24 protein-coding genes are annotated in these 26,523 nt (G+C 45.7%); 19 read left to right on the forward strand and 5 right to left on the reverse strand.

Annotated elements, in window-relative coordinates:
• Window positions 1–448: 448 nt before the first annotated feature.
• Complete coding sequence (locus ATB76_RS21535; protein ID WP_038864682.1) at window positions 449–934, forward strand: GNAT family N-acetyltransferase; 486 nt, start codon at window positions 449–451, stop codon at window positions 932–934.
• Here ATB76_RS21535 and ATB76_RS27515 read toward each other — a convergent pair.
• Together ATB76_RS27515 and ATB76_RS21540 are read right to left on the reverse strand one after the other, a co-directional pair.
• Window positions 894–1,193 carry a DUF3301 domain-containing protein gene (locus ATB76_RS27515; protein ID WP_039976952.1) on the reverse strand — a complete coding sequence of 100 codons (300 nt, stop codon included), beginning with the start codon at window positions 1,191–1,193 and terminating at the stop codon, window positions 894–896. The two genes, ATB76_RS21535 and ATB76_RS27515, sit on opposite strands and share 41 nt — an antisense overlap.
• A 13-nt stretch (window positions 1,194–1,206) precedes the next feature.
• On the reverse strand, window positions 1,207–2,244 hold the full coding sequence (locus tag ATB76_RS21540; RefSeq protein WP_061036098.1) for a DUF3549 family protein: 1,038 nt from the start codon (window positions 2,242–2,244) through the stop codon (window positions 1,207–1,209).
• Between the two features lie 76 nt (window positions 2,245–2,320).
• Here ATB76_RS21540 and ATB76_RS21545 point away from each other — a divergent pair, with 76 nt between their 5' ends.
• Both ATB76_RS21545 and truC read left to right on the forward strand, forming a co-directional pair.
• The gene (locus ATB76_RS21545; protein ID WP_038864800.1) at window positions 2,321–2,635 is read left to right on the forward strand and encodes a YqcC family protein; all 315 of its coding nucleotides are present in this window, start codon (window positions 2,321–2,323) and stop codon (window positions 2,633–2,635) included.
• A 5-nt stretch (window positions 2,636–2,640) separates the two neighbouring features.
• Complete coding sequence (gene truC / locus ATB76_RS21550; protein ID WP_061036099.1) at window positions 2,641–3,408, forward strand: tRNA pseudouridine(65) synthase TruC; 768 nt, start codon at window positions 2,641–2,643, stop codon at window positions 3,406–3,408.
• 94 nt (window positions 3,409–3,502) lie between these two features.
• On the opposite strand, the gene ATB76_RS21555 is transcribed toward truC, so the two are convergent.
• The 3 genes from ATB76_RS21555 to map form a co-directional block, all read right to left on the reverse strand.
• Window positions 3,503–3,886 carry a DUF3461 family protein gene (locus ATB76_RS21555; RefSeq protein WP_038864687.1) on the reverse strand — a complete coding sequence of 128 codons (384 nt, stop codon included), beginning with the start codon at window positions 3,884–3,886 and terminating at the stop codon, window positions 3,503–3,505.
• A 149-nt stretch (window positions 3,887–4,035) separates the two neighbouring features.
• Window positions 4,036–6,660: a bifunctional uridylyltransferase/uridylyl-removing protein GlnD gene (glnD, locus tag ATB76_RS21560; protein ID WP_061036100.1), complete on the reverse strand. Its 2,625-nt coding sequence runs from the start codon at window positions 6,658–6,660 to the stop codon at window positions 4,036–4,038.
• A 100-nt stretch (window positions 6,661–6,760) separates the two neighbouring features.
• Entirely contained in the window at window positions 6,761–7,639 is an 879-nt protein-coding gene (gene map, locus ATB76_RS21565) for a type I methionyl aminopeptidase (protein ID WP_038864689.1), read from the reverse strand.
• Window positions 7,640–8,034: 395 nt separating this feature from the next.
• Here map and rpsB point away from each other — a divergent pair, with 395 nt between their 5' ends.
• The 16 genes from rpsB (at window position 8,035) to dnaE (ending at window position 26,523) form a co-directional block, all read left to right on the forward strand.
• Entirely contained in the window at window positions 8,035–8,763 is a 729-nt protein-coding gene (gene rpsB, locus ATB76_RS21570; protein WP_038864690.1) for a 30S ribosomal protein S2, read from the forward strand.
• Window positions 8,764–8,894: 131 nt separating this feature from the next.
• Complete coding sequence (gene tsf / locus ATB76_RS21575; RefSeq protein ID WP_038864691.1) at window positions 8,895–9,740, forward strand: translation elongation factor Ts; 846 nt, start codon at window positions 8,895–8,897, stop codon at window positions 9,738–9,740.
• Between the two features lie 153 nt (window positions 9,741–9,893).
• Complete coding sequence (gene pyrH, locus ATB76_RS21580) at window positions 9,894–10,625, forward strand: UMP kinase (protein ID WP_005436777.1); 732 nt, start codon at window positions 9,894–9,896, stop codon at window positions 10,623–10,625.
• A gap of 98 nt (window positions 10,626–10,723) precedes the next feature.
• Entirely contained in the window at window positions 10,724–11,281 is a 558-nt protein-coding gene (frr, locus tag ATB76_RS21585) for a ribosome recycling factor (protein WP_038864693.1), read from the forward strand.
• A 96-nt stretch (window positions 11,282–11,377) separates the two neighbouring features.
• Window positions 11,378–12,133 carry an isoprenyl transferase gene (locus ATB76_RS21590; protein WP_042600058.1) on the forward strand — a complete coding sequence of 252 codons (756 nt, stop codon included), beginning with the start codon at window positions 11,378–11,380 and terminating at the stop codon, window positions 12,131–12,133.
• A gap of 12 nt (window positions 12,134–12,145) precedes the next feature.
• Window positions 12,146–12,988: a phosphatidate cytidylyltransferase gene (locus ATB76_RS21595; protein ID WP_042600057.1), complete on the forward strand. Its 843-nt coding sequence runs from the start codon at window positions 12,146–12,148 to the stop codon at window positions 12,986–12,988.
• A gap of 52 nt (window positions 12,989–13,040) precedes the next feature.
• Window positions 13,041–14,246 carry a 1-deoxy-D-xylulose-5-phosphate reductoisomerase gene (gene ispC / locus ATB76_RS21600; RefSeq protein WP_038864705.1) on the forward strand — a complete coding sequence of 402 codons (1,206 nt, stop codon included), beginning with the start codon at window positions 13,041–13,043 and terminating at the stop codon, window positions 14,244–14,246.
• On the forward strand, window positions 14,246–15,604 hold the full coding sequence (gene rseP / locus ATB76_RS21605) for a sigma E protease regulator RseP (RefSeq protein WP_061036101.1): 1,359 nt from the start codon (window positions 14,246–14,248) through the stop codon (window positions 15,602–15,604). Before ispC ends, rseP begins: the two co-directional genes overlap by 1 nt.
• A gap of 44 nt (window positions 15,605–15,648) precedes the next feature.
• Window positions 15,649–18,063 (forward strand): outer membrane protein assembly factor BamA, encoded by a 2,415-nt coding sequence (gene bamA, locus ATB76_RS21610; RefSeq protein WP_038864709.1) that lies wholly within the window; start codon window positions 15,649–15,651, stop codon window positions 18,061–18,063.
• A 13-nt stretch (window positions 18,064–18,076) separates the two neighbouring features.
• Complete coding sequence (locus ATB76_RS21615; RefSeq protein ID WP_038864801.1) at window positions 18,077–18,586, forward strand: OmpH family outer membrane protein; 510 nt, start codon at window positions 18,077–18,079, stop codon at window positions 18,584–18,586.
• A gap of 6 nt (window positions 18,587–18,592) precedes the next feature.
• A complete protein-coding gene (lpxD, locus tag ATB76_RS21620) occupies window positions 18,593–19,624 on the forward strand; it encodes a UDP-3-O-(3-hydroxymyristoyl)glucosamine N-acyltransferase (protein WP_039976967.1) in 1,032 nt (343 codons plus the stop codon).
• Between the two features lie 174 nt (window positions 19,625–19,798).
• Complete coding sequence (fabZ, locus tag ATB76_RS21625; protein ID WP_009707417.1) at window positions 19,799–20,251, forward strand: 3-hydroxyacyl-ACP dehydratase FabZ; 453 nt, start codon at window positions 19,799–19,801, stop codon at window positions 20,249–20,251.
• 1 nt (window position 20,252) lies between these two features.
• Window positions 20,253–21,041, forward strand: coding sequence for an acyl-ACP--UDP-N-acetylglucosamine O-acyltransferase (gene lpxA, locus ATB76_RS21630; RefSeq protein WP_061036102.1), 789 nt, complete (start codon window positions 20,253–20,255; stop codon window positions 21,039–21,041).
• 138 nt (window positions 21,042–21,179) lie between these two features.
• The gene (gene lpxB, locus ATB76_RS21635) at window positions 21,180–22,319 is read left to right on the forward strand and encodes a lipid-A-disaccharide synthase (RefSeq protein ID WP_042603785.1); all 1,140 of its coding nucleotides are present in this window, start codon (window positions 21,180–21,182) and stop codon (window positions 22,317–22,319) included.
• A 9-nt stretch (window positions 22,320–22,328) separates the two neighbouring features.
• Window positions 22,329–22,967 (forward strand): ribonuclease HII, encoded by a 639-nt coding sequence (gene rnhB / locus ATB76_RS21640; protein WP_061036103.1) that lies wholly within the window; start codon window positions 22,329–22,331, stop codon window positions 22,965–22,967.
• 76 nt (window positions 22,968–23,043) lie between these two features.
• Entirely contained in the window at window positions 23,044–26,523 is a 3,480-nt protein-coding gene (dnaE, locus tag ATB76_RS21645; protein WP_061036104.1) for a DNA polymerase III subunit alpha, read from the forward strand.

Genomic DNA, 26,523 nt, shown 5'->3' on the forward strand with positions numbered 1-26,523 from the left:
ATGGACACCGCTCAAGGAACAAGTGATGCGCGCTAACGAGGATTGTTAGCTATCAGGATGATAAGGACACCGCTAGGACGGCGACGTAAGGACTAAGCTGACGGAATCAGCCACTATTATGGATGATGCATGGAGCACTATTTAGTAGCCGGACTGCTGCGAGTAAGACTATGACCCCGATACGCTAGTGTCGGGGTCTTTCTTATTTTGCACTTTCATAATTTCAGATAATTAAAAGTGTCAATATCACATAATTTATAAATTCCTCATAACACTGAATAAAAAACAATCCAGATCAATATCCTTTCCAATCAGTTGGTTTAACTTTCGGCTTCTCTAAAAGGCGTTATGTACCGCATAACAAATGAATAGCTCTTGAGCTTCTGCTATGCGGATAAATTAAGTTTGCTGTAATCAAGGAACAGATGTGACCATAGTAACCAGAAGAATGCTTCTTCTACCCTACAATGAGTCGTTGCAACTAGAGTTCGTGATGTTAAATTGCTGCGCTAAGAATCGCGCAGAGATGAATGGACCACATACCGTGTCTTCTGCGAAACAGTTGTTTGAGAAGATTCTGGATGATGAGAATGTCTACAGTATGGCGGTACTTGAAAGTACCAGCCGTGACTATATGGGACACGTGTTCATTTCGAATCTGGAGCATGAACCAGAGCTAGGATTTATCTTTGATAAAGCTTATTGGGGTAAAGGATTAGCAACAGAAGCGCTAAAGGCGTTTTTCCCGAAGGCGTGCCGTGAGCTTGGACTACACAAAGTTAAAGCAAATGTGAATAGTCATCACAAAGCATCCATGGCAGTACTGGAAAAACTTGGATTTACAAAGACAAGAGAAAGCAAGGACCTATACGGCCCTTACTTTGAAATGGAATTTACAAGCGATGTGGCGGTAGGTGAAAGTTCAGCGGCCTAAACCCGATCATCGTCAATTCTCCTTGGTAGCAATCGTCACCAAGAGATGAGAACTCAAATTGATACACTGTATGCCAACGCCAGATTCCGTCTGGCGTTTTCATTTTATGTGCACCAAATGCGATGCTGACCAATTGCAGATCAAGTTGCTCGCATTTGCGTGTAATAGCCGCTTTCGCTAATTCTGATTGGCGTCTTTGTTGCCAAAACAAAAAGCAGAAAAAGCACAGTCCTAAAATGGCTAGTAAGTCACCAATCATCCCTAATCCTTTATTATCCCTTGGTCGCTTGCTGCAATTTGACTAATGCCGTCGCTAGCTCTTCCGATGGGCTAGAGTGTAATAGAGGTAGCAGAACCATTCTTAGTTCTGGCAGCATCACTAAGTCGGCAAATAATTGGTTGAAGAGTGCTTGGTTGCCTGTTTGAGCAAGGCGCAGTAAAAACTGCTCAGCGACATTTGCATCAGCCAATAAGTGCCAAGTGCGGCCTGCGATACCAATTAAGACCTCTTGATGACTTAAACGTGGGCTTTGTAAAATTGTGTTTAACACTGGCAGTGAAATTTCCGACGATGCGCCTGCTAGAGCACGGATTAACGCAGATAATAGGAACAGATCAGGCTCATCACTTTCAATCTCTTGCTGTGCTTGTTCTGCAATACGCTGTGCTAGGCGCTCTTGCAGTTCTACATGTTCTAAAGCACCAAGCAGAGCGTAGCGTGGTTCGTTTGGTAGATGGTTTAAGGCCTTACGTAGTGTCACCGCATTTTGCTCTTGGCCAAGGCGTGCGGCCATATCAGTAATACCTTGTAGACCAACGGTTTGCCAGTTTTCCCAACCGAGACCACCAGTGAAATAGTGCTGAGTATGTTCGTAATACTGGCTGGTGGGTAAATCTAAACTAGCGCGAACTCGGCTATGAAATACCGCCATCTTCTCTTCAGCGGGTTTGAAAGTATATGGGTTGTTAGAAAGCTTTTGTTGTTGCTCTTCCGACATTTCCTCATTCAGACGAGTTCCCATCGCCTCTACAACGTATTTAATGAAGTTACCGATATCGGATTGCTTTAGCAAACCACGTTCATCCAGCTCAAATTTTAGAAACCAAATCCAAGGCTGCTTTTGCTCGTTCCAGTACGCGATCGCGAGGTGCGCTTTACGCTGCATTGGGAATGGGTAAGGGCACTGGCCTTTTTCCACATCCGCAAACACTTGTGCATCGATAGTCTTGATACGACGACCAAGGTCGAAGATTTGATACTCACATTGGCTGTTGCTAAGCAACTGGGTGAGTGTTTGAATGTTTTCCATTAAATACGACATCCTAATGTTCTTTTCACAAGAAATGGTATCATTCTCGGCTAATTCAAGGTTCGAGACGGAATTAATGGCAACAAACATCCAATTGGTCGACTTACTTCAACAACTTGAAGCGCAATTACAGCACTATGAGCTGTGGCAACAAACCATGCCTACGACAGAAGCGTTACAGAGCACAGAACCTTTCGCGATTGATACGCTGCATCCCCATGAGTGGTTACAATGGATTTTTATTGCACGTATGCGCGCGTTAGTGGAAAGTAATCAGCCTTTGCCGCGTGGCTTTTCTATCGAACCGTATTTCGCGGAAGCTTGGAAGCAAGAACCACATTATGCTGAGCTACTTGTAACCATCCGAACCATCGACGAACTATGTAAGTAATCTCAATGTCAGAACAAGAAACATCACAAGTTGTTACTCCAGTGGAATTGGAGATCGTTTATCAGGATGAGTACTTTGTTGCAGTAAATAAGCCTGCAGGTATGTTGGTGCACCGCAGTTGGTTAGATAAACACGAAACAGTTTTCGTGATGCAAACGCTGCGCGACCAAATTGGCCAACATGTGTTTCCTTTGCACCGTCTGGATCGTCCGACGTCTGGTGTGCTTGTGTTTGCATTGTCGAGTGAAGTTGCATCGCAAGTGATGCCGATGTTTGCTGAACATAAGATGGAGAAAACCTATCACGCGATCGTTCGCGGCTGGATCGAAGAAGAAGGCGTTCTCGATTACGCGCTAAAAGTTGAGCTGGATAAAATTGCCGATAAGTTCGCTTCGCAAGAGAAAGAAGCGCAGGATGCAGTGACAGCCTACAAACCGTTAGCGAAAGTTGAGGTGCCGTATTCAACAGGTAAGTTCCCAACCACTCGCTATTGCTTGATGGAAATGCAGCCAAAGACAGGGCGTAAGCATCAGCTGCGTCGCCACATGGCCCACCTACGTCATCCTATCGTCGGTGACACCAGCCATGGTGATGGTAAGCATAACAAGTTGTATCGTACAGAGTTTGATTCTCACCGTTTGTTGCTGCACGCGTCGGAGTTACGTTTTGTCCACCCATTTACCGAACAAGAAATCGTAATGAAAGCGGGTATTGATGAAACGTGGCAAAAATTGTTTGCACGATTCGAGTGGGATGAATCATTGGTGCTATAAGTCGTTAGTTTGATGAGCTCCGCTTTGATTCAATCAAAAAGAAAGGGGTTGGTATCTATACCAACCCCTTTTAAATTGTTTAGTTCTTAACGTTTTATTTCAGCTTTTCTAGATCCGCTTCGATCTCGGCGATTTTACTCGAAACCACTTTTTCCAGATGACGAAGATCGGACAGAATCTTCTGCTTCACGTCCACTTCTGCGGTTTTTACCGGTTTAGTTATCTTGTTTAATTCGTCGATGACTAGAGTTAAGTTACGATTGATTTCAGTAATTTCTTTGTACTTATGGCTGCCGCTGTCGACCAAGACGTTCTTTACTTGGCGTGGATATTTGAATTTAACGCTTTTGGCAAAGAATTCGCCTTTTTGTTTGTGGAAGTAAATTTTGAGGACGTCTTTGTGTGCTTCTTGGCGTAGGGAGTAACGTTCAATTTGTTTTGGTTCGTGGATACCCAAACCAGTGAGGTGGGGATACATAGGCTACCTCTGTCTCATAACTAGAATAAGTTTTCCGTATAACTGTAGCAGCCCATTTATGAGCTAGATAGCTGATATTTAGTCAAATTGCTCAACTTGTGGGCAAGATCGCTCTGGTTCTTGCCCTCGGTTTTATTGCTTAATCGCTTTTACGCAGAAACAGAATCGGACAACTTTTCAATCAGCTTCTCGCGCAATTCGTCTTGTTGTTCATCACTCAAACGACCACCAGCATCACTTGTGAGGATAAACAAATCTTCTGCACGTTCTCCAATTGTGGTGATCTTAGCGGCGTGTAAGTTAATGCCTAAGTCTGCAAACGTACGCCCCACTTTGGCGAGAAGCCCAGGCGTATCAAGTGCCACGAACTCCATTAAAGTGCGTTTCTTGCTCTTAGTTGGTAGGAAATCGACCTTGGTTTTGACGTTAAAGTGCTGAAGTTTATTTGGTGTACGACGTGTTTTGATTTTTGTCGGACGACCATCTTCCAATACGTGAGTAATGTGCTTGGTGACAGCGCCATGACGACCTTCTTCAATTGCTTTACCGTGTTGATCTAGCACCATAAAGGTATCGAGTACATAGCCATCTTTACTGGTCATGATCTGCGCGTCATGAACGTTAAAATTACGACGATCGAGCTCTGCAACCACCGTCGCGAATAGGGCTGGTTGGTCTGGGCAGTAGACGAACACTTCGGTACCACCACGCGTGGCTTTTTTGCTGATCAGAACCAGTGGTTTACTTGCGTCTTCCATACGCAGCAAGTTCTCACAATGCCAAGCAATTTGTTTATGGGTATGACGCAAAAAGTAGTCGGCTTTAAAGCGCTGCCAAAGCACCTCGATCTCGCGTGCCGAGAAACCTTCTTTACGCAGTAGCGCTGACGCCATTTGCTGGTTGTGGCGTATACGTTCACGAACATCCACAGGGTTCTCCAAGCCGCGACGCAACGCGCGCTGAGTTGAGTAGAACAATTCCGCGAGCAGGGTACGCTTCCAGCTATTCCAAAGCTCTGGGTTAGTCGCACAGATATCGGCAACAGTCAGGCATACGAGGTATTCAAGATACTCTTCATCACGTACTTGTTTCGCAAACTCAGTGATGACGTCTGGATCGTATATATCGCGTCGCTGAGCGGTCACGGACATCAATAGGTGATGTCTCACTAGCCAACTTACCAATTTCGCTTCAGGTTTAGATAGGCCGTGCTCAATACAAAAATCATACGCTTCACCTTCACCAATAACGGAGTGATCGCCACCACGCCCTTTACCGATATCATGGAAAATCGCGGCCAGAATCAGCAATTCTTTCTTTTGAATACGAGGGTAAACTTCACAACAAATCGGGTGCTTGCTGTGGTTTTCTGCGTAGCTAAAAGTATTGATGTGTTTGAGTAGGCGAATGCTGTGTTCATCCACGGTATACACATGGAACAAATCAAATTGCATCTGACCGACAATTTGGCTCCATTGCGGAAGATACGCCGCCAGTACACCAAGTTTGTGCATCAGACTGAACGCCTTATGCAGCGCATTTGGATGACGACACAGCGCCATAAACTTTTCACGCGCTTCAGGAATAGTGTGCAAGAACTTGTTTAAGCGACGACGCGCAGTACGCAACTGACGCAACGTAGGAGGGCTCACGCCTTCGATGCTCGAATCATTGGCGATGTGCAGGAACATATCCAAAATGGTTTCAGGACGAGCTTGGAACAGCGCGGGTTTGCGAGCCTCGATCAGTGAACCACGGCGTTGGAAATCCTCATCAATGATTTCGGCATCTGCAGAGGCGCCACCGTTGATGATCGCTTGATCAAACAGCTTGAGAAGCATTTTATTAAGCTCTGCTACACGTCTAAGCGTACGGTAGAACTCTTTCATCATCATTTCGACGCCGCGGTTACCTTCGCCGACATAGCCCAAATGTTCAGCCACTTGTGCTTGATGTCCGAACGTTAAACGGTTGTCATAACGGCGTAGTTCAATATGCAGAGCAAAACGGACTCGCCATAAGAAATCCTGACACTCAACCAACTCACGGTATTCTGCGTCGGTAAGAAAGCCATAGCGGCTCATTTCCAGCAATGAAGTCGCACCAAAGTGACGACGCGCTACCCAACTTAAAGTGTGAATATCACGCAAGCCTCCCGGCGTGGACTTGATGTCGGGTTCGAGGTTGTAGGTGGTGTCATGGTAGCGCGCGTGGCGTTCACGCTGCTCTTGAATCTTGGCGCGGTAGAAAGTTTCGCTTGGCCAGAAAGAATCAGACAACACCACTTTCTTTAAGGCTTGGAAGGTATCTTCACTGCCGCAAAGCAAACGCGCTTCTTGTAGGTTCGTGGCAACGGTTAAGTCTGAACGTCCAATCTCTGCACATTCAGCAACAGTTCGAACGGCATGACCGACTTCGAGGCGCAAATCCCAAAGTAGGGTAATGAATTCACTGATTTTAGCTTCAAGGGCGTTCGGTAATTTGTTGTTCGACAAAATCAAAATGTCGATATCAGAAAGGGGGTGTAACTCACCACGGCCATAACCACCTACTGCAACCAGCGATATATTATGGATGTCTTTGAAGCCAAAGTGTTGCCACAAACGGTTGAGGAGTAAGTCCATGTACTCAGCGCGTGACAACACCAAATTGGTGACCGGATGGTGGTTAAGAAATTCTTGTTTTTGGAATGAACTGAATTTTTCGAGTTCTTGCTTAAGTTCAGCGATGTTGATCTGTTCATCGGTAAACGAAAGAGGGGACTGAAGAGTCATATTTGCTATCCGTGCAACTTGCTACTGTAAGCAATCTAACAAATTTGAAGCAGATAAAAAATATCCCCGCATGGGCGGGGATAAGGAAAGTGATATGCGATTATGCGTTTTTCATTAAACGAGGAATCGTGTCGTCGCTACGAAGCGTCAGCACTTCACAACCGTCTTTCGTCACCACAATGGTGTGTTCCCACTGTGCCGAGTTTTTACCATCGCCAGTGTATACCGTCCAATCGTCTTGTGCGTCGACTGTACAGCCAAACTTACCTGCGTTGATCATTGGCTCGATAGTAAAACACATGCCTTCTTTTAGTACGCGACGGTCTTTGTTCTTGTAGTGAACCACTTGTGGCTCTTCGTGGAACTCATCACCGATGCCGTGACCGCAGAAGTCTTTCACGATAGAGAACTTGTTGCGTGGGTTGTTCTTGTTGTTCTCTTTGATGTACTTCTCGATTGCTGTACCGATATCACCAACTGTTGCACCAGGCTTAACTTGACGCATACCAATGTACAGAGACTCTTGAGCAACCATACACAAACGTTTGTTTGCTGGAGATACATCACCAACTAGGAACATCTTAGAAGTGTCGCCGTGGTAGCCTTGTGGACGAACGCTTAGATCTGCGTTTTCATCGTTAGGCACGATAACCGTGATATCAACGTTAATGATGTCACCATCTTTAAGTACCGCTGGCTTCATTTGGCCATTTGCACCTTTTTCATCTTCTGTCGCAGGGATGCCGTGACAAACGATGTGGTTGATTGACGTACAGATTGATTTAGGGAATCCATGGTAATCAAGCGGTGCAGAGTAAGCGCCTCGCTCTAGAGCGTAATCGTGACAGATTTTGTTTAATTCTTCTGTCGTCACACCCGCCTTGATGTGCGGTTCGATCATTTCTAGAGTGTCTGCGGCTAGCTTGCCCGCAATACGCATGCGTTCGATTTCTTCAGCAGTTTTAATCTTGATTGACATTGGCTTTCTCTACTTATTCGTAAGCACGTAAACGTGCGAATGCGCGCATTCTATCAGACAACCCTTGCTTAACCCAAGCCAGTTAAGAATATGAGTCATTCTTACTTAAAGTGTAGTGATGGAATTTGGTGAAGAGTAGGGTGGTCATGCAATGGGGGTAAGAAGTGTAAGAAACAATTTTTACTAGCCATCTTAGGCTAAAATATGGTATAAAGCGCGCCGGAATCGAGGACTGTTCTCTTTACTTTCCATTAGAAGAGTAGCGAAGCAAGCTTCTTCCAATTAACTTTTATCTTTAAATCACACACATTCCGTCACATGTTCCGGGGTGCTGAGCAGAAGCTTGGTCGGAATTATGGGGGATGTGGAGGCCTAACCCCATAGAGGATTTTAAAATGGCAACTGTATCAATGCGCGATATGCTGAAAGCTGGTGTTCACTTCGGTCACCAAACTCGTTACTGGAACCCAAAAATGAAGCCATTCATCTTTGGTGCTCGTAACCGCGTTCACATCATCAACCTAGAAAAAACTGTACCAATGTTCAACGAAGCTCTAGCTGAACTAGCTAAAGTTGGCGAGAAGAAAGGTAAAGTTCTATTCGTAGGTACTAAGCGCGCTGCATCTGAAGCTGTTAAAGAAGCTGCAATCGCAAGCAACCAATACTACGTTAACAACCGTTGGTTGGGCGGCATGCTAACGAACTACAAAACAGTTCGTCAGTCTATCAAGCGTCTAAAAGATTTCGAAGCACAAGCACAAGACGGTACTTTCGAAAAACTAACTAAGAAAGAAGCTCTAATGCGTACTCGTGAAATGGAGAAGCTAGAGAAATCTCTTGGTGGTATCAAAGATATGGGCGGCCTACCAGACGCTCTATTCGTAATCGACGCTGATCACGAGCACATTGCAATTAAAGAAGCTAACAACCTAGGTATTCCAGTATACGCTGTGGTAGATACTAACTCTAACCCAGACGGCGTTGACTACATCATCCCAGGTAACGACGACGCGATCCGCGCAGTTCAACTATACCTAAACGCTGTTGCATCTGCAGTAACTGAAGGTCGCAACAAAGACGTTGCAGTAGTTGCTGAAAAAGACGGTTTCGTAGAAGCTGAATAATAGCGGCTCTGCGTCACACTTAGTCTATGTGAAACCTTGTTGTAGCATAGACTGAGTTATAGTTAGCAATGGGGGCCGACAATGTAGGCCCCTGTTTTTTACCTTATTTCGAATCAAACGAGGAATAGAGAATGGCAACTGTAACTGCTGCTCTAGTTAAAGAACTTCGCGAGCGCACTGGCGCTGGCATGATGGAATGTAAGAAAGCGCTTGTAGAAGCAAACGCTGACATCGAACTAGCAATTGAAAACATGCGTAAATCTGGCGCAGCGAAAGCAGCTAAAAAAGCTGGTAACGTTGCAGCTGAAGGCGCAATCATCATCAAAGAAGAAAACGGCGTAGCTGTTCTTCTTGAAGTTAACTGTCAAACTGACTTCGTAGCAAAAGACGCTAGCTTTACTGCATTCGCTGAAGACGTTGCAGTTGCAGCACTAGCTTCTAAAGCTTCTGTTGAAGAGCTTCAAGCTCAATTCGAAGAAACTCGCGTTGCACTAGTTGCAAAAATCGGTGAAAACATCAACATCCGTCGCGTTGCTTACGTTCAAGGTAATGCAATCGCTTCTTACCGTCACGGTGAGAAAATCGGTGTTGTTGTTGCTGGTGAAGGCGATGCTGAAACTCTTAAGCACGTTTCTATGCACGTTGCTGCTTCTCGTCCTGAGTTCGTTAACCCAGAAGACGTACCAGCTGACGTAGTTGCTAAAGAGAAAGAAGTTCAAGTTGAAATCGCTATGAACGAAGGCAAGCCTCAAGAGATCGCTGAGAAGATGGTTATTGGCCGCATGAAGAAATTCACTGGCGAGATCTCTCTAACTGGTCAAGCATTCATCATGGAACCTAAGAAAACTGTAGGTGAAATGCTGAAAGAAAAAGGTGCATCTGTATCTACTTTCGTTCGTCTAGAAGTAGGTGAAGGCATCGAAAAAGCTGCAGAAATGAGCTTTGCTGAAGAAGTTGCTGCGGTACAAAAAGGTTAATCCTTAGCGTATAGAGCAAATATTAGACCGTAGCCTTGGCTGCGGTCTTTTTACGAAAAGAGCGGCGAAACTTAGCCGTGATGAATAGCTATAAGTCATCTTGTGTCTATTCATGACTGTTAATCAACAACTCTCTTTTGGAAGGTAAACTCCATGACTACGAACCCTAAACCAGCGTATCAACGTATTCTATTAAAACTGAGTGGTGAAGCTCTTCAAGGCGAAGAAGGTTTCGGTATTGACCCTGCGGTTCTTGACCGTATGGCTCAAGAAGTTAAGGAGCTGGTTGAACTGGGTGTTCAAGTTGGTGTGGTAATCGGTGGTGGTAACCTATTCCGTGGTGCTGGTCTGGCTGAAGCGGGCATGAACCGCGTTGTGGGTGACCACATGGGTATGCTAGCAACAGTAATGAACGGTCTAGCAATGCGTGATGCACTTCACCGCGCATACGTAAATGCTCGCGTAATGTCTGCAATTCCTCTAAAGGGTGTGTGTGACGATTACAATTGGGCAGACGCTATCCGCGAACTTCGCCAAGGCCGTGTAGTAATCTTCTCGGCAGGTACAGGTAACCCATTCTTCACAACAGATTCAGCGGCTTGTCTACGTGGTATCGAAATCGAAGCTGACGTAGTTCTAAAAGCGACAAAAGTTGATGGTGTATTTACTGCTGACCCAGTAGCAAACCCAGACGCAGAGCTGTATGATAAGCTATCTTACACTGAAATTCTGGATAAAGAATTGAAAGTGATGGACTTGGCTGCGTTCACACTTGCTCGTGACCACAAAATGCCAATCCGCGTATTTAACATGAATAAGCCAGGCGCACTACGTCGCGTGGTAATGGGCGAAGCTGAAGGCACGTTGATCTGCGCTGACGCGTAAATCTCAGCGCCATTCAACAAGAGACATTGGATGGCGTTTTGCTTTGCTTAAGCCCTTTAAGCTTTCTTCATGAAAGATGACATTTTTAAGGTGAAACCGTGATTAACGAAATCAATAAAGACGCGCAAGAGCGCATGGACAAAAGCGTTGAAGCGCTAAAGAACAACCTTTCAAAAGTTCGTACTGGCCGCGCACACCCAAGCCTACTATCTGGCATCTCTGTAGAATACTACGGCGCAGCTACTCCTCTTAACCAAATCGCTAACGTTGTTGCTGAAGACGCTCGTACTCTAGCAATCACAGTTTTCGACAAAGAACTAACTCAAAAAGTTGAAAAAGCGATCATGATGTCTGACCTTGGCCTAAACCCAATGTCTGCTGGCACAATCATCCGCGTTCCACTTCCACCGCTAACAGAAGAGCGTCGTAAAGACCTAGTTAAGATCGTTCGTGGTGAAGCTGAAGGCGCACGTGTTGCTGTTCGTAACATCCGTCGTGACGCAAACAGCGACCTAAAAGGTCTTCTAAAAGATAAAGAAATCTCTGAAGACGAAGATCGTAAAGCACAAGACGAAATTCAAAAATTGACTGACGTAGCAGTTAAGAAGATCGACGACGTTCTTGCTGCAAAAGAAAAAGAGTTGATGGAAGTTTAATACTCCCATCCACATCACTGTTGGAAAACGCTGTGCTCACAGCTCAGCGTTTTTTTGTGTTAGTCTATCCAACTGATGGAACTCAATTAACTCCCTATGCAAAATTCTCAAGCCTTCTCTGATTCCCTTCCTAAACATATTGCCATCATTATGGACGGTAATGGTCGTTGGGCTAAGTCCAAAGGAAAGCCTCGTGTATTCGGTCATAAAAAGGGCGTAAACGCCGTTCGTAAGACCGTTGCAGCCGCTTCCAAGCTTGGCATCAAAGCCATGACTTTGTTCGCTTTCAGCAGCGAAAACTGGCGTCGTCCAGAAGAAGAAGTCGGCCTTTTAATGGAGCTGTTCATTTCTGTCTTATCGAGTGAAGTGAAAAAGCTGCACAAAAACAACTTACGCCTACGTGTCATTGGCGATACCAGCCGTTTTAGTGAACGCTTACAAGGTAAAATTCTTGAAGCGGAAGCTCTAACTGCCAGCAACACGGGGATGGTGATTAACATTGCAGCCAACTATGGTGGCAAGTGGGACATCACTGAGGCGGCCAAATCGTTAGCGTTAAAAGCGCGTAACGGTGAGATCCGTGTAGAGGATATCAATGAGCAGTTGATTACCCAGCATCTGACTATGGCTGATCTACCAGAAGTCGATCTATTGATTCGTACTAGTGGTGAGTGTCGCATCAGTAACTTCATGCTGTGGCAAATGGCTTATGCTGAAATGTACTTTACTCCTGAGTACTGGCCTGAATTCGATGAAGATAGCTTAGTAGAGGCTGTGACTTGGTTTATCAACCGAGAACGTCGTTTTGGTTGTACTGGTGAACAAGTGAAGGCATTGATGGCTGCTCAATAAGGACTAGTTAGTTTGAAACAGAGAATAATAACAGCACTAATTTTAGCTCCCCTGGTTATTTTAGGTATTTTTAAGTTACCACTAATGGGTTTTATCATCGCATTGACCGCGATAACCCTATTAGGTTTTTGGGAGTGGACTCAGTTTACAGAAAGCAAATCTCGCATTGCTGCCCTTGTTCCGGCTGCCGTTGTTACCGGACTTAGTTTTCTATTCATTTCGCCTGATGCAGCAAGCCTTAACCAACTGGCAGCTCCGCATTACACCGTTTTAGCACTCGGTTTTGCTTGGTGGATTATCGCAAGTGGAATGGCAATTACTTACCCTAAAACCATTAATTTATGGCAAAGCAGTAAAGTGTTGCGCCATGTATTTGGTTTCCTTACGTTGATCCCTTTCTTGTGGAGTGTGATCATTCTTAGGGCTTCTGATTTTGCAGTAGATCCATACCACGGCGCAAAACTTGTGCTGTATGTTTGCTTCTTGGTATGGGCTGCTGATAGCGGTGCTTACTTTGCTGGTAAAAGCATGGGTAAGCGAAAAATGGCGCCTCATGTGAGCCCAAACAAGACGATAGAAGGCTTGATTGGTGGCATTATCGCAGCATTGATTGTTGGCTGGTTGTTCGCCGGTTGGTTTGATATCCAATTTACTAGTCCAATTCACATGGTGGTCATCACATTGGTTACTGTCGTGATTTCTGTGCTTGGTGATTTGGTTGAAAGCATGTTCAAACGTGTGTCAGGCATCAAAGACAGCAGCAACATCATTCCAGGTCACGGCGGTATCCTAGATCGTGTCGATAGCCTTACCGCTGCATTCCCAGTATTTGCTCTTCTTTACTACGTATTCTAATTTAATCGGGAGCGGCATCGTCGCTCCTGAGTTTTTCTAACGGTCTTACATCATGCAAAAGTTAACGATTCTTGGTGCAACAGGCTCAATCGGTGCAAGCACACTAAAAGTGGTTGAACAAAATCCTGAGCTGTTTTCTATCGTCGCATTAGCGGCCAGCACTAACGTTGAAAAGATGGTCGCACTTTGCCGCAAATGGCAACCAAAATACGCTGTTATGGCGGATAAGGCTGCGGCAGTGGCATTAAGCGCTGAGCTAGCTTCAATCTCGCTAAAGACTGAAGTATTAGGTGGTGTTGATGCACTTTGTCATGTTTCTGCACTGGAAGAAGTCGATAGCGTAATGGCGGCAATAGTGGGTGCTGCAGGTCTGTTGCCAACAATGGCAGCGGTAAAAGCGGGCAAGCGTGTGCTACTGGCAAACAAAGAAGCACTTGTGATGTCTGGTCAACTGTTCATTGACGCAGTTGAAGAACATGGCGCAGAGTTACTTCCTGTAGACAGTGAGCACAATGCGATTTTCCAGTGCCTACCACAACAAGTTCAAACTAATCTAGGCCGTTGCAACTTAGAAGAGCATGGCATTTCCTCGATCCTGCTGACTGGTTCTGGTGGTCCATTCCGCTATACCGACATTGCAGAGTTAGATAAAGTGACGCCAGCACAAGCGATTGCTCATCCTAACTGGTCAATGGGGCCAAAAATCTCGGTTGATTCTGCAACCATGATGAACAAAGGCCTTGAGTACATTGAAGCAAAATGGCTATTTAACGCCGCTCGTGAACAACTGAAAGTGATCATTCACCCTCAGTCTGTCATTCATTCCATGGTTCAATACCGCGATGGTTCTGTACTGGCGCAAATGGGAGAGCCAGATATGGCAACCCCGATTGCATTAACCATGTCGTATCCATCCCGTGTGGATGCGGGAGTGAAACCGTTAGATTTTACTCAAGTAGGTGAATTGACATTCCTTCAGCCAGATTTTGCACGCTATCCGTGTTTGAAGCTGGCTATCGATGCGTGCTACGAAGGCCAACATGCCACAACGGCTCTGAATGCAGCGAACGAAATTGCCGTTGATGCTTTCCTAAATAATCGACTTGGTTTCACAGATATCGCTCGCATCAATGAGTCAGTTTTGAACAAAATAACTGCAAGCCATAAAAGTGAGAATGTGAATAGCTTGGAAAGCTTGATAGAGCTAGATAGAATGGCACGAACTATCGCCTTAGAATTTTTACGCGAGCGTAGCTAATGACTGGTATTTTGTGGAATTTGGTTTCTTTTATCGTTGCATTGGGCATCTTGGTGGCTGTGCACGAGTTTGGTCACTTTTGGGTTGCTCGCCGTTGTGGTGTCAAGGTTGAGAAATTCTCAATCGGTTTTGGTAAGTCTATCTGGAGCAAGGTAGGCAAAGATGGCACTGAGTACAGCATTTCAATGATCCCATTGGGTGGCTACGTCAAAATGGTGGATAGCCGTGTTGATGAAGTACCTGAAAACGAAAAGCACATGGCGTTTGATCAAAAGCCATTGTGGAAGCGCACATCAATTGTTGCGGCGGGTCCTATTTTCAACTTCCTGTTCGCGATCGTTGCGTATTGGTTAGTTTTCCTGATTGGTGTGCCAGCGGTTAAACCCGTAATTGGTGAAGTTACGCCCAATTCAATCGTTGCTCAGGCAGGAATTGAAACAGGGATGGAACTAAAATCTATCTCAGGTATCAAAACTCCGGATTGGGAATCAGTCAACATGGGTTTAATCTCTCATATTGGCGATGATTCAATGACAGTGACCTTAACTTCATCGAATGAAGTGGGCTCTGAAGTGACCAAAACTCTTGATATCCGTGATTGGAAATTTGATCCCGAAACTCAATCAGCAATGCATTCACTTGGCTTTACGCCGTTCACTCCAGAGATATATACGGAGTTAGCGCAAGTAAGTGAAGGCGCTGCGGGTGAAAAGGCGGGTTTACTGGCTGGTGACAAGATTGTCGCGATTAACGGCAAAAAGATTTCTAACTGGAATGAAGTGGTTGAAGCCATTCGTTCTAACCCAGAAACGCCAATTGACCTGACGTTGTTACGTCAGGGTGATGAGCAATCATTGACGTTGACTCCAGGTCGCCGTGAGCTAGCTAACAAACAAGTGGTTGGTTTTGCGGGTATCGCACCTGAAGTCGCAGAATGGCCAGAAAGTTATCGCTTCGAATTACAGTTTGGTGTATTCGAGTCTATTGGCAAAGCGATTGACAAAACTGGTCAAGTTATTGGACTTACAATCAGCATGCTTAAGAAACTGATTGTAGGTGATGTTGGTCTGAACAATCTGAGTGGGCCAATTTCAATCGCCAAAGGAGCAGGAGCGACGGCAGACTACGGTCTGGTTTACTTTTTAGGTTTTCTCGCACTAATTAGTGTTAACCTAGGTATTATCAACCTCGTTCCTTTACCAATGTTGGATGGTGGTCATTTGCTATTTTTTGCAATCGAAGCCGTTATCCGACGCCCAGTACCTGAAAAGGTACAGGAAATGGGTTATCGAATTGGTGGTGCGATTATCTTCTCGCTCATGGCGTTAGCGCTATTTAATGATTTTACTCGTCTGTGATAGTTCAGAGACAAAAGCAGTAGCAAGGAATAATTAGAACAAGTATGGCGATTAAGCGAATTCTGTTTGCAAGTTTACTGGCGACCAGTGTATCTGCAAACGGAGCACAGAACTTTGTAGTTCAAGATATTGAGATCGATGGATTGCAACGTGTGGCACTGGGTGCTGCGTTGCTGAAGATGCCTGTACGTGTCGGCGATACTGTTGACCAAGGCGATGTTGCTGAGATCATTCGTGCACTGTACGCATCGGGTAACTTTGAAGATGTAAAAGTACTGCGCAACGGTGATGTGTTGGTTGTTCAAGTGAAAGAGCGCCCAACGATTGCTAGCATCTCATTCTCAGGCAACAAAGCAATCAAGGATGAGCAGCTACAAGAAAACCTGAACGCTTCTGGTGTTCGCGAAGGTGAAGCGCTTGACCGTACTACGCTAAGCAACATCGAAAAAGGTTTGGAAGACTTTTACTACAGCGTTGGTAAATACAACGCGACCGTAAAAGCGGTTGTTACTCCATTGCCTCGTAACCGTTCCGATCTGAAATTTGTCTTCACCGAAGGTGTATCGGCAAAAATTCAGCAAATCAACTTTATCGGCAATGAAGTCTTTTCTGATGAAGACCTTCTTTCTCGTTTCAACCTAAACGTAGACGTGCCATGGTGGAACTTCCTAGCGGACGAAAAATACCAAAAGCAAGTACTTGCTGGTGATATCGAAGCGCTGAAGTCTTACTACCTTGACCGCGGTTATCTGAAATTTAACGTTGATTCGACACAAGTGGCGATTTCTCCTGACAAAAAAGGCGTATACATTACGCTTGGTCTTGAAGAAGGCGACGTGTACACCGTGAAGGACGTGAAATTCCGTGGTGATTTGATCGGTGAAGAAGCAACGTTCGAAAAGCTGGTTCCATTTGAAGACAACGAGACGTACAACGGTTCTCGTGTGACTTCGATGGAAGAAGGTATCAAACGTGTGCTTGGTGAATCTGGTTACGCTTACCCGCAAGTTAACACCATTCCTGAGTTCGACGACGAAAACAAACAAGTATCACTTGTTGTGAACGTAGAACCAGGCAACCGCATCTACGTACGCGATATTCGTTTCACGGGTAACAACTCTACGAAAGACGAAGTACTGCGTCGTGAGATGCGTCAGATGGAAGGCAGCTGGTTAAACTCGAAATCGATTGAAACGGGTAAAACGCGTCTAAACCGTCTGGGTTACTTCGAAAACGTAGAAGTACAAACTGTACGTGTACCTGGCAGCGATGACCAAGTAGACCTAGTTTACTCAGTTAAAGAGGCAAACTCAGGCAGCGTTAACTTTGGTGTCGGCTACGGTACTGAATCAGGCGTCAGCTTCCAAGTTGGTCTACAACAAGACAACTTTATCGGTAGTGGTAACCGCGTCGGTATTAACGCGATGATGAACGACTACCAGAAAAACGTGAGTTTGGACTACCGCGACCCTTACTGGAACCTAGATGGTGTAAGTTTGGGTGGTAAGATCTTCTATGACGAGTTCGAAGCATCTGAAGCGGGTATCGTTGACTATACCAACCAAAGTTACGGTGCAAGTTTGACATGGGGTTTCCCATTCGACGAATTGAACCGTTTTGAGTTTGGTGTTGGTTATACCCACAACAAGATCGGTAACTTGTCGCCTTACTTACAGGTAGAACAGTTCCTACAAGCGCAAGCAGACAATATCGACTCTAGCGGCGCATTGAATACAAACGATTTTGACTTCAACATCTCATGGACACGTAACAACCTAAACCGTGGCTACTTCCCAACAGCGGGTAACCACCAACGTGCATTCTATAAGATGACCGTACCTGGCTCTGACGTTCAATACTTCAAGATGCAGTATGATGTTCGTCAATACGTGCCACTGACTAAGAAGCATGAATTCACGCTCTTGTTCCGTGGTCGTCTAGGTTATGGTAACGGTTATGGTCAAACGGATGGTAACGATAACTTGTTCCCATTCTACGAAAACTACTACGCAGGTGGTTTTACAACACTACGTGGTTTCGGCTCTAACTCTGTAGGTCCAAAAGCGGTTTACCGTGATTACTCAGGCTCAAATAACGGTGCGGACACCGCAACAGATGATTCTGTTGGTGGTAACGCGGTAGCGCTGGCGAGTATCGAGTTGATCGTACCAACACCATTTGCTTCGGATGAAGTTCGTAACCAGATTCGTACCAGTATCTTCTTCGATATGGCGAGTATTTGGGATACCGAATTTGATTACCGTAGCTCAGGTGCTGAATACGGCGACCGTTACTACTACGATTACTCAGATCCAACCAACTACCGTTCATCTTACGGTGCGGCGTTGCAATGGATGTCTCCTATGGGGCCACTAGTCTTCTCACTAGCGAAACCAATTAAGAAATATGATGGCGACGATGAAGAGTTCTTCACGTTCACTATCGGTAGAACCTTCTAAAGAGGAAAATATTTTGAATAAAATGATCAAAGCGGCTGGGATTGGCCTTCTTGTACTTAGCTCTTCAATGTTTGCAAACGCGGCTGAAGCTGCTCAGAAAATTGCTTACGTAAACACGGCTCAGGTTTTCCAATCTCTTCCTCAGCGCGAAGTGGTTCTACAAAAAATGCAGAAAGACTTCAAGAGCAAGGCAGACGAGCTGAAGTCTATCCAAGCAAAAGCGAAGACTAAGATTGAAAAGCTACAGCGTGATGGCCAACTTCTAGGCCAAGACGAAGTTGAAAAGCTACGTATCGACATCGCTAAACTAGACAGCGAGTACAAAGTAAAAGCTCAAGCTCTAGAGAAAGCAAGCGCACGTCGTGAAGCTGAAGAAAAAGCGAAGCTATTCAAAACGATTCAAGATGCTGTGAAGAAAGTAGCAACGAAGAAAGGTTACGATATGGTAATCGATATTTCTTCTCTTCAGTACGGTAAGCCAGAATACAACATCTCTGAAGACGTAATTAAAGCTCTAAAATAAGAAGTTATGAAGACATTAACATTAGCCGAGTTGGCGACAATTACCGGGGGAGAGCTATTTGGTGACGAGTCACTCGTCGTAAGCCGTGTAGCTCCAATGGATAAAGCACAAGAAGGTGACGTTACCTTTTTGTCTAACCCAAAATACGCAAAACACCTTGCTGAATGTCTCGCGACAGTGGTGATGGTGAAGGAAGAGCACAAAGAGCAGTGTACAGGCAATGCGCTTGTTGTCGCTGACCCTTATGTTGCTTTTGCTCGTGTGGTTCAAGCTATGGATACCACACCGAAGCCTGCTGAAGACATTGCACCTAGTGCCGTGATTGCAGCAGACGTTAAGATGGGTGCGAACGTAGCAGTCGGTGCAAATGCAGTGATTGAAACGGGTGTAGAGCTTGGCGACAACGTTATTGTTGGTGCGGGCTGTTTTATCGGTAAAAACGCAAAGTTAGGCAACAACACCAAGCTTTGGGCTAATGTTACTATCTATCATGAAGTGTCACTTGGCGATGACTGTCTGGTTCAATCTGGCACAGTCATCGGCTCAGACGGTTTCGGTTACGCGAACGATAAAGGCGAGTGGATCAAAATCCCTCAGCTTGGTTCAGTGCGTATCGGCAATCGTGTTGAGATTGGTGCATGTACTACGATTGACCGTGGTGCACTTGAAGACACCATCATTGAAGACAACGTGATTCTTGATAACCAGCTTCAAATCGCTCATAACGTGCAGATCGGATATGGTACTGTGATGCCAGGTGGTACTATTGTCGCTGGCAGTACCAAAATTGGTAAATACTGCCAGATCGGCGGCGCGTCGGTTCTTAACGGACATATCACGATTGCAGATGGCGTAGCTATCACCGGTATGGGCATGGTTATGCGTAGTATCGAAGAGAAAGGCTTGTATTCGTCAGGTATTCCACTGCAAACGAACCGAGAGTGGCGTAAGACGGCAACTCGAGTTCATCGCATTGACGATATGAACAAACGCCTGAAAGCTGTTGAGAAGCAGCTGGAACCGAAAGAAGAATCTTAGTTCCATAATTCTGAACAAAGACTCGCGAAATGCGGGTCTTTTTCTTCTATAATGACGCGCTATAAGTAGATTTATCACCAAGCTGGTATACACTTTGCAGGCATTTCCTGATTAAGTGGCTTTTGCCGCTGCCTTGCCATCTTGGTTGTTGAGTATTGATATAGGAAGACGACTTTGACTACTGAAAAGAAAACGATGAACATCTCTGAAATTCAAGAGCTACTACCTCATCGCTACCCATTCTTATTGATCGACCGAGTGATTGACTTCCAAGAAGAGAAGTACCTTCACGCGATTAAAAACGTGTCGGTTAACGAACCTCAGTTCACAGGTCACTTTCCACAATTGCCAGTCTTCCCAGGTGTTCTTATTCTGGAAGCGATGGCGCAGGCGACAGGCTTACTTGCATTTAAATCATTTGGTGCGCCAACTGAAAATGAGCTGTACTACTTCGCAAGTGTTGACGGTGCAAAATTCCGTAAACCAGTAGTACCAGGCGACCAAATGATTATTGAAGTAGAATTTTTGAAAGAGCGTCGCGGCATTGCTGCATTCAAAGGTGTAGCGAAGGTTGATGGCGAAGTAGTATGTTCAGCAGAGCTGAAGTGTGCTCGTCGAGAGTTTTAATATGATTCATGAAACCGCTAAAATCCACCCAGCTGCGGTGGTAGAAGAAGGCGCGAAAATTGGCGCTAACGTGACTGTTGGTCCATTCACTTACATCACCTCAACGGTAGAGATCGGTGAAGGTACGGAAGTGATGTCTCACGTAGTGATCAAAGGTCACACCACAATTGGTAAAGACAACCGCATTTTCCCACATGCTGTGATTGGTGAAGAAAACCAAGATAAGAAGTACGGTGGCGAAGATACAACAGTGGTTATCGGTGACCGCAACGTGATTCGTGAAGCGGTTCAGGTTCATCGTGGCACTGTCCAAGATAAAGCAACCACTGTGATTGGTGATGATAACTTGCTGTGTGTTAACGCGCACATTGCTCACGATGTTATCGTTGGTAACCATACTCACATTGGTAACAACGCGATTCTTGGCGGTCACGTAACGGTTGATGACCATGCCGGCATTATGGCACTTTCTGCGATTCACCCATTCTGTACGGTAGGTGCTTACGCTTACGTTGGCGGTTGTTCTGCGGTTGTTCAGGATGTACCAGCTTACGTACTTGCACAAGGTAACCATGCGACACCATTTGGTTTGAACTTGGTTGGTTTGAAGCGTAACGGTTTTGAAAAACCAGAAATCCGTGCACTGCAAAAAGCGTACAAAGAGCTTTACCGCTCAGGTAAAACGCTAGAAGAAGTAAAGCCGATCCTTGCTGAAATGGCACAAGAGTGGCCAGCAGTAAAACGTTTCTCAGACATTCTGGAAACAACGGAACGTGGCATCATTCGTTAATTTACGAATGTGCGGTTAATGAGAAAAGATCGCGCCCAGTTGGGCTGCGGTCTTTTTGTGTTTTATGGATAGGGTAAAATAGCAAGATCCCCGGATATTACTCTCTATCCATAGCGCATAGGAAAAAGCGAAAGAAAGATGGAAAGACCACTACGTATTGGCATCATTGCCGGAGAACTGTCAGGCGATACTCTTGGTGAGGGCTTCATCAAAGCAGTTAAAGAACAATACCCAGATGCAGAATTTGTCGGTATTGGCGGCCCTAAAATGATCGCGCAAGGCTGTGAGTCACTGTTTGAAATGGAAGAGTTGGCTGTGATGGGCTTGGTTGAAGTTCTGGGTCGCTTACCAAGATTATTAAAAGTGAAAGCAGAGCTGATTAAGTATTTCACTGCAAACCCGCCGGATGTCTTTGTAGGGATCGATGCACCAGACTTTAACCTACGTGTTGAGTTAGATTTAAAAAACGCAGGAATCAAAACGGTACACTACGTGAGCCCTTCTGTTTGGGCTTGGCGTCAAAAACGTATCTTCAAGATTGAAGCGGCAACCAACCTAGTATTGGCTTTCTTACCTTTCGAAAAAGCGTTTTACGACAAATTCAATGTGCCTTGCGAATTCATTGGTCACACATTGGCAGATGCCATTCCTCTGCATCCAGACAAGGCTCCTGCACGTGAGTTACTAGGTTTAAAACATGATAAACAATGGTTAGCGGTGCTTCCGGGGAGTCGTGGCAGTGAGTTGAAAATGCTCTCTCAACCGTTTATTGAAACCTGTAAAAAACTGCATCAGAAGTTCCCTGATCTTGGCTTTGTTGTTGCGTTAGTAAATCAGAAACGTCGCGAGCAATTCGAGCAAGCGTGGAAAGAGTATGCGCCAGAGTTGGATTTCAAACTGGTAGACGATACCGCTCGTAATGTGATTACGGCGTCTGATGCCGTGATGTTGGCGTCTGGTACGGTCGCGCTTGAGTGTATGTTGTTAAAACGACCAATGGTTGTAGGGTACCGTGTTAACGCGGTTACCGCCTTCCTAGCCAAGCGCCTGCTGAAAACCAAATACGTGTCATTACCAAACATTTTGTCGGATAGCGAGTTAGTAAAAGAATACCTGCAAGAAGAGTGCACTCCAGAAAACTTATTCACTGAAGTGTCTCGCTTACTAGAGAGCGATAACCAACAGATGTTGGATAAGTTTACGGAAATGCACCACTGGATACGCAAAGACGCGGACCAACAGGCTGCAAATGCGGTTCTAAAACTGATTGAAAAATAGAGATTTACCATGGCTGTAAAACCAAAAACGACCAAAGCGAAAGTAGAGCTCCCACCGTTTGAATACCCACAAGGTTACCAATTGGTTGCGGGTGTGGATGAAGTAGGGCGTGGGCCTCTTGTCGGCGACGTTGTTACCGCTGCGGTTATCTTAGATCCAAATAACCCAATTGAGGGTTTGAACGACTCGAAAAAGCTGAGCGAGAAAAAACGTCTCGCACTTCTGCCCGAAATTAAAGAGAAAGCCTTAGCTTGGGCGGTCGGTCGCTGTTCTCCTGAAGAAATTGACGAGCTTAACATATTGCAAGCCACCATGGTTGCCATGCAACGTGCAATTGCCGGTTTGAAAGTGCAGCCAGACCTCGCACTTATCGATGGCAACCGCTGTCCGCAGTTGCCAATGGATTCCCAAGCGGTGGTGAAGGGTGATTTGCGAGTTGCGGAAATCAGCGCGGCTTCAATCATTGCAAAAGTGGTTCGTGACCAAGAAATGGAAGAATTGGACAAGCAATACCCACAGTTTGGTTTTGCAAAGCACAAAGGTTACCCAACCAAAGCGCACTTTGAAGCGATTGAAGAGCACGGCGTGATCAGTGAACATCGCAAGAGCTTCAAGCCAGTGAAGAAAGTGCTTGGTATTGAAGAATAATTAGCGGCTGCTTGGTGTTATAAGCCAGCCCTTAGGTTAGAATTCCCAACAAGATTTAGTTTTACGGTACCTGTTAATGTCAGATCCCAAGTTCATTCACCTTCGTGTCCATAGTGACTTCTCGATGGTGGATGGTATCAACAAAGTTCCACCGCTCGTTAAGAAAGTCGCCGAACTCGGCATGCCAGCAATGGCACTGACCGATTTCACCAACTTATGTGGTTTGGTGAAATATTACGGCACAGCTCACGGTAGTGGTGTTAAGCCAATCATTGGTGCAGACTTTAAAATGCAATCCGATGAGTTTGGCGAGGAACTGACACAACTGACCGTATTAGCGGCGGACAACACCGGTTATAAAAACCTAACATTGTTGATTTCCAAAGCGTATTTACGTGGTCACGTTCAACATCAGCCTGTTATCGATAAAGCATGGTTAGCGGAACTGTCAGAAGGACTTATCATTCTTTCTGGTGCGAAAAACGGTGAAATCGGTAAGGCATTGCTAAAAGGCAACCGTAAAGTTGTCGACAGCTGCGTCGAGTTTTATAACCAATACTTCCCTGACCGCTTCTATATAGAATTGGTTCGAACCGGTCGCCCAGATGAAGAAACCTACCTTCACTTTGCGATTGAATTGGCAGAAGAGGTAGAACTGCCAGTTGTTGCAACTAACGAAGTGGTGTTCATCAGCGAAGACTTGTTTGATGCTCATGAAATCCGCGTTGCGATCCACGATGGTTACACCCTAGAGGATCCACGACGTCCAAAGAACTACAGTCCAGAGCAGTATTTGCGTACGGAAGAGGAAATGTGCGAGCTGTTTGCCGACATTCCTGAAGCGCTGGAAAACAGTGTCGAAATCGCTAAACGCTGTAATGTAACGGTTCGTCTCGGTGAATATTTCCTGCCAGCCTTCCCAACCGAAGGGATGGAAGAAACCGAATTCTTGGTGATGAAATCTCGTGAAGGCCTGGAAGAACGTCTTGAGTTCCTATTCCCAGACGAAGCCGAGCGTAAAGAGCGTCGACCAGAATACGACGATCGCCTTCAAATCGAACTCGACGTAATCAACCAAATGGGATTCCCAGGTTACTTCTTGATCGTAATGGAGTTCATCCAGTGGTCGAAGGACAATGCGATTCCAGTAGGCCCAGGTCGTGGTTCGGGTGCTGGTTCTTTGGTGGCATACGCACTGAAGATCACCGACCTTGACCCGTTGGAATATGACCTTCTTTTCGAACGTTTCTTGAACCCAGAACGTGTCTCTATGCCCGATTTTGACGTCGACTTCTGTATGGACAAACGTGACCAAGTTATTGACCACGTAGCAGAAATGTACGGTCGTGATGCGGTATCGCAGATCATCACGTTTGGTACCATGGCGGCAAAAGCGGTAATCCGCGACGTTGGCCGTGTATTGGGCCACCCATTTGGTTTCGTTGACCGTATCTCGAAACTGGTTCCGCCTGACCCAGGTATGACGCTAGAGAAAGCGTTTAAAGCTGAGCCAGCGCTACCAGAGCTTTATGACGCCGATGAAGAAGTCAAAGAGCTGATCGATAAGTGTCGCATCCTAGAGGGTTGTACACGAAATGCCGGTAAGCACGCGGGTGGTGTTGTAATTTCACCTACCACGATCACCGATTTTGCGCCGATTTATGCTGATGCTGAAGGCCACTTTCCCGTTACTCAGTTCGATAAGAACGACGTTGAAACCGCTGGCTTGGTTAAGTTTGACTTCTTGGGTCTGCGTACCTTAACCATCATCGACTGGGCACTGGGCCTGATTAACCCACGTTTAGAACGTGAGGGTAAAGAATCCATTCAAATTGAATCGATCCCGCTGGTGGATCCGGCGTCTTTCCGACTATTACAAAACTCAGAAACTACTGCGGTATTCCAGCTGGAATCGCGTGGTATGAAAGAACTGATCAAACGTCTTCAGCCGGACTGTTTCGAAGACATCATCGCACTGGTAGCCCTTTTCCGTCCCGGTCCGCTACAGTCGGGCATGGTAGATAACTTTATCGACCGTAAACACGGGCGAGAAGCGATCTCTTATCCAGATGAAAAGTGGCAACACGAATCACTTAAAGAGATTCTGGATCCCACTTACGGCATCATCCTGTATCAAGAACAGGTAATGCAGATTGCACAGGTACTGTCTGGCTACACCCTTGGTGGTGCGGACATGCTTCGTCGTGCGATGGGTAAGAAAAAGCCTGAAGAGATGGCGAAGCAGCGTGCCACCTTTGAAGAAGGCGCGATTGCTAACGGCGTCGATGGCGAGTTGGCGATGAAAATCTTCGACTTGGTAGAAAAGTTTGCAGGTTACGGTTTTAACAAATCGCACTCGGCAGCTTATGCGTTGGTTTCTTACCAAACGCTATGGCTAAAGACGCACTTCCCAGCAGAGTTCATGGCAGCGGTAATGACCGCAGATATGGACAACACGGAAAAAGTCGTTGGCCTTGTAGACGAATGTTTTCGCATGAAACTGACCGTCTTACCACCAGACATAAACTCCGGTTTATACCGCTTTAACGTGGATGAAAACGGCGCGATTGTTTACGGTATTGGCGCAATTAAAGGTGTGGGTGAAGGCCCAATTGATGCGATTTTAGAAGCGCGGAATAAAGGCGGTCACTTCATTGATCTGTTTGATTTCTGTGCGCGCATCGATCTGAAAAAGGTCAACAAACGCGTTATTGAAAAACTGATTTACGCGGGCGCACTTGATCGACTTGGTCCACATCGTGCGGCGTTGATGGCATCGTTGAATGACGCGGTCAAAGCGGCCAGCCAACATCACCAAGCTGAAGCATTTGGTCAGACTGATATGTTCGGCGTATTGACCGATGCTCCGGAAGAAGTGGAACACAAATACACCCAAGTTCCGGCGTGGCCAGAGAAAGTATGGTTAGAGGGTGAGCGTGAGACGCTAGGTTTGTATTTGACAGGCCACCCAGTAAACGCATACATAAAGGAACTAAATAAGTACGTTAGTTGTCGACTAAAAGATGCGACACCGACTCGACGTGATCAATCTGTGACCGTTGCGGGTTTGGTTATTGCAGCTCGTGTGATGACAACGAAGCGCGGAACACGCATCGGTTTGATGACTTTGGATGACAGAAGTGGTCGAATGGAAGTGATGTTGTTCTCGGATGCGCTCGATAGATATGCAGAACTTCTCGAAAAAGACAAAATTTTGGTCGTTTCTGGACAGGTCAGCTTTGATGACTTCAATGGTGGCCTTAAAATGTCGGCGCGTGAGGTCATGGATCTTGGTAGTGCACGTGAAAAATATGCACGTGGTTTGTCAGTATCCATCGATGCGAGCCAAATTAACGATAAATTCTTTGAGCAATTTACGCGTATTTTAGAACCGTACAAAGCCGGAACCGTACCTGTCAATGTATACTACCAGCGTGCCGACGCCAGAGCGCGGTTAACATTGGGCACCGAATGGCGAGTAACGCCAAGTGATACATTGCTAGACGATTTAAAACAGTTACTTGGCAAAGGCCAGGTAGAACTCGAATTTAACTAA

The organism is Vibrio sp. MOR3, from assembly GCF_001557775.1.
GTDB classification, from domain to species: domain Bacteria; phylum Pseudomonadota; class Gammaproteobacteria; order Enterobacterales; family Vibrionaceae; genus Vibrio; species Vibrio jasicida.

Bases quoted from the DNA above. Each gene is read 5' to 3' on its own strand.
- ATB76_RS21535 (WP_038864682.1), top strand. From the start codon at position 449: ATGCTTCTTCTACCCTACAATGAGTCGTTGCAACTAGAGTTCGTGATG.
- ATB76_RS27515 (WP_039976952.1), bottom strand. From the start codon at position 1,193: ATGATTGGTGACTTACTAGCCATTTTAGGACTGTGCTTTTTCTGCTTT.
- ATB76_RS21540 (WP_061036098.1), bottom strand. From the start codon at position 2,244: ATGGAAAACATTCAAACACTCACCCAGTTGCTTAGCAACAGCCAATGT.
- ATB76_RS21545 (WP_038864800.1), top strand. From the start codon at position 2,321: ATGGCAACAAACATCCAATTGGTCGACTTACTTCAACAACTTGAAGCG.
- truC (WP_061036099.1), top strand. From the start codon at position 2,641: ATGTCAGAACAAGAAACATCACAAGTTGTTACTCCAGTGGAATTGGAG.
- ATB76_RS21555 (WP_038864687.1), bottom strand. From the start codon at position 3,886: ATGTATCCCCACCTCACTGGTTTGGGTATCCACGAACCAAAACAAATT.
- glnD (WP_061036100.1), bottom strand. From the start codon at position 6,660: ATGACTCTTCAGTCCCCTCTTTCGTTTACCGATGAACAGATCAACATC.
- map (WP_038864689.1), bottom strand. From the start codon at position 7,639: ATGTCAATCAAGATTAAAACTGCTGAAGAAATCGAACGCATGCGTATT.
- rpsB (WP_038864690.1), top strand. From the start codon at position 8,035: ATGGCAACTGTATCAATGCGCGATATGCTGAAAGCTGGTGTTCACTTC.
- tsf (WP_038864691.1), top strand. From the start codon at position 8,895: ATGGCAACTGTAACTGCTGCTCTAGTTAAAGAACTTCGCGAGCGCACT.
- pyrH (WP_005436777.1), top strand. From the start codon at position 9,894: ATGACTACGAACCCTAAACCAGCGTATCAACGTATTCTATTAAAACTG.
- ATB76_RS21590 (WP_042600058.1), top strand. From the start codon at position 11,378: ATGCAAAATTCTCAAGCCTTCTCTGATTCCCTTCCTAAACATATTGCC.
- ispC (WP_038864705.1), top strand. From the start codon at position 13,041: ATGCAAAAGTTAACGATTCTTGGTGCAACAGGCTCAATCGGTGCAAGC.
- rseP (WP_061036101.1), top strand. From the start codon at position 14,246: ATGACTGGTATTTTGTGGAATTTGGTTTCTTTTATCGTTGCATTGGGC.
- bamA (WP_038864709.1), top strand. From the start codon at position 15,649: ATGGCGATTAAGCGAATTCTGTTTGCAAGTTTACTGGCGACCAGTGTA.
- lpxD (WP_039976967.1), top strand. From the start codon at position 18,593: ATGAAGACATTAACATTAGCCGAGTTGGCGACAATTACCGGGGGAGAG.
- lpxA (WP_061036102.1), top strand. From the start codon at position 20,253: ATGATTCATGAAACCGCTAAAATCCACCCAGCTGCGGTGGTAGAAGAA.
- lpxB (WP_042603785.1), top strand. From the start codon at position 21,180: ATGGAAAGACCACTACGTATTGGCATCATTGCCGGAGAACTGTCAGGC.
- rnhB (WP_061036103.1), top strand. From the start codon at position 22,329: ATGGCTGTAAAACCAAAAACGACCAAAGCGAAAGTAGAGCTCCCACCG.
- dnaE (WP_061036104.1), top strand. From the start codon at position 23,044: ATGTCAGATCCCAAGTTCATTCACCTTCGTGTCCATAGTGACTTCTCG.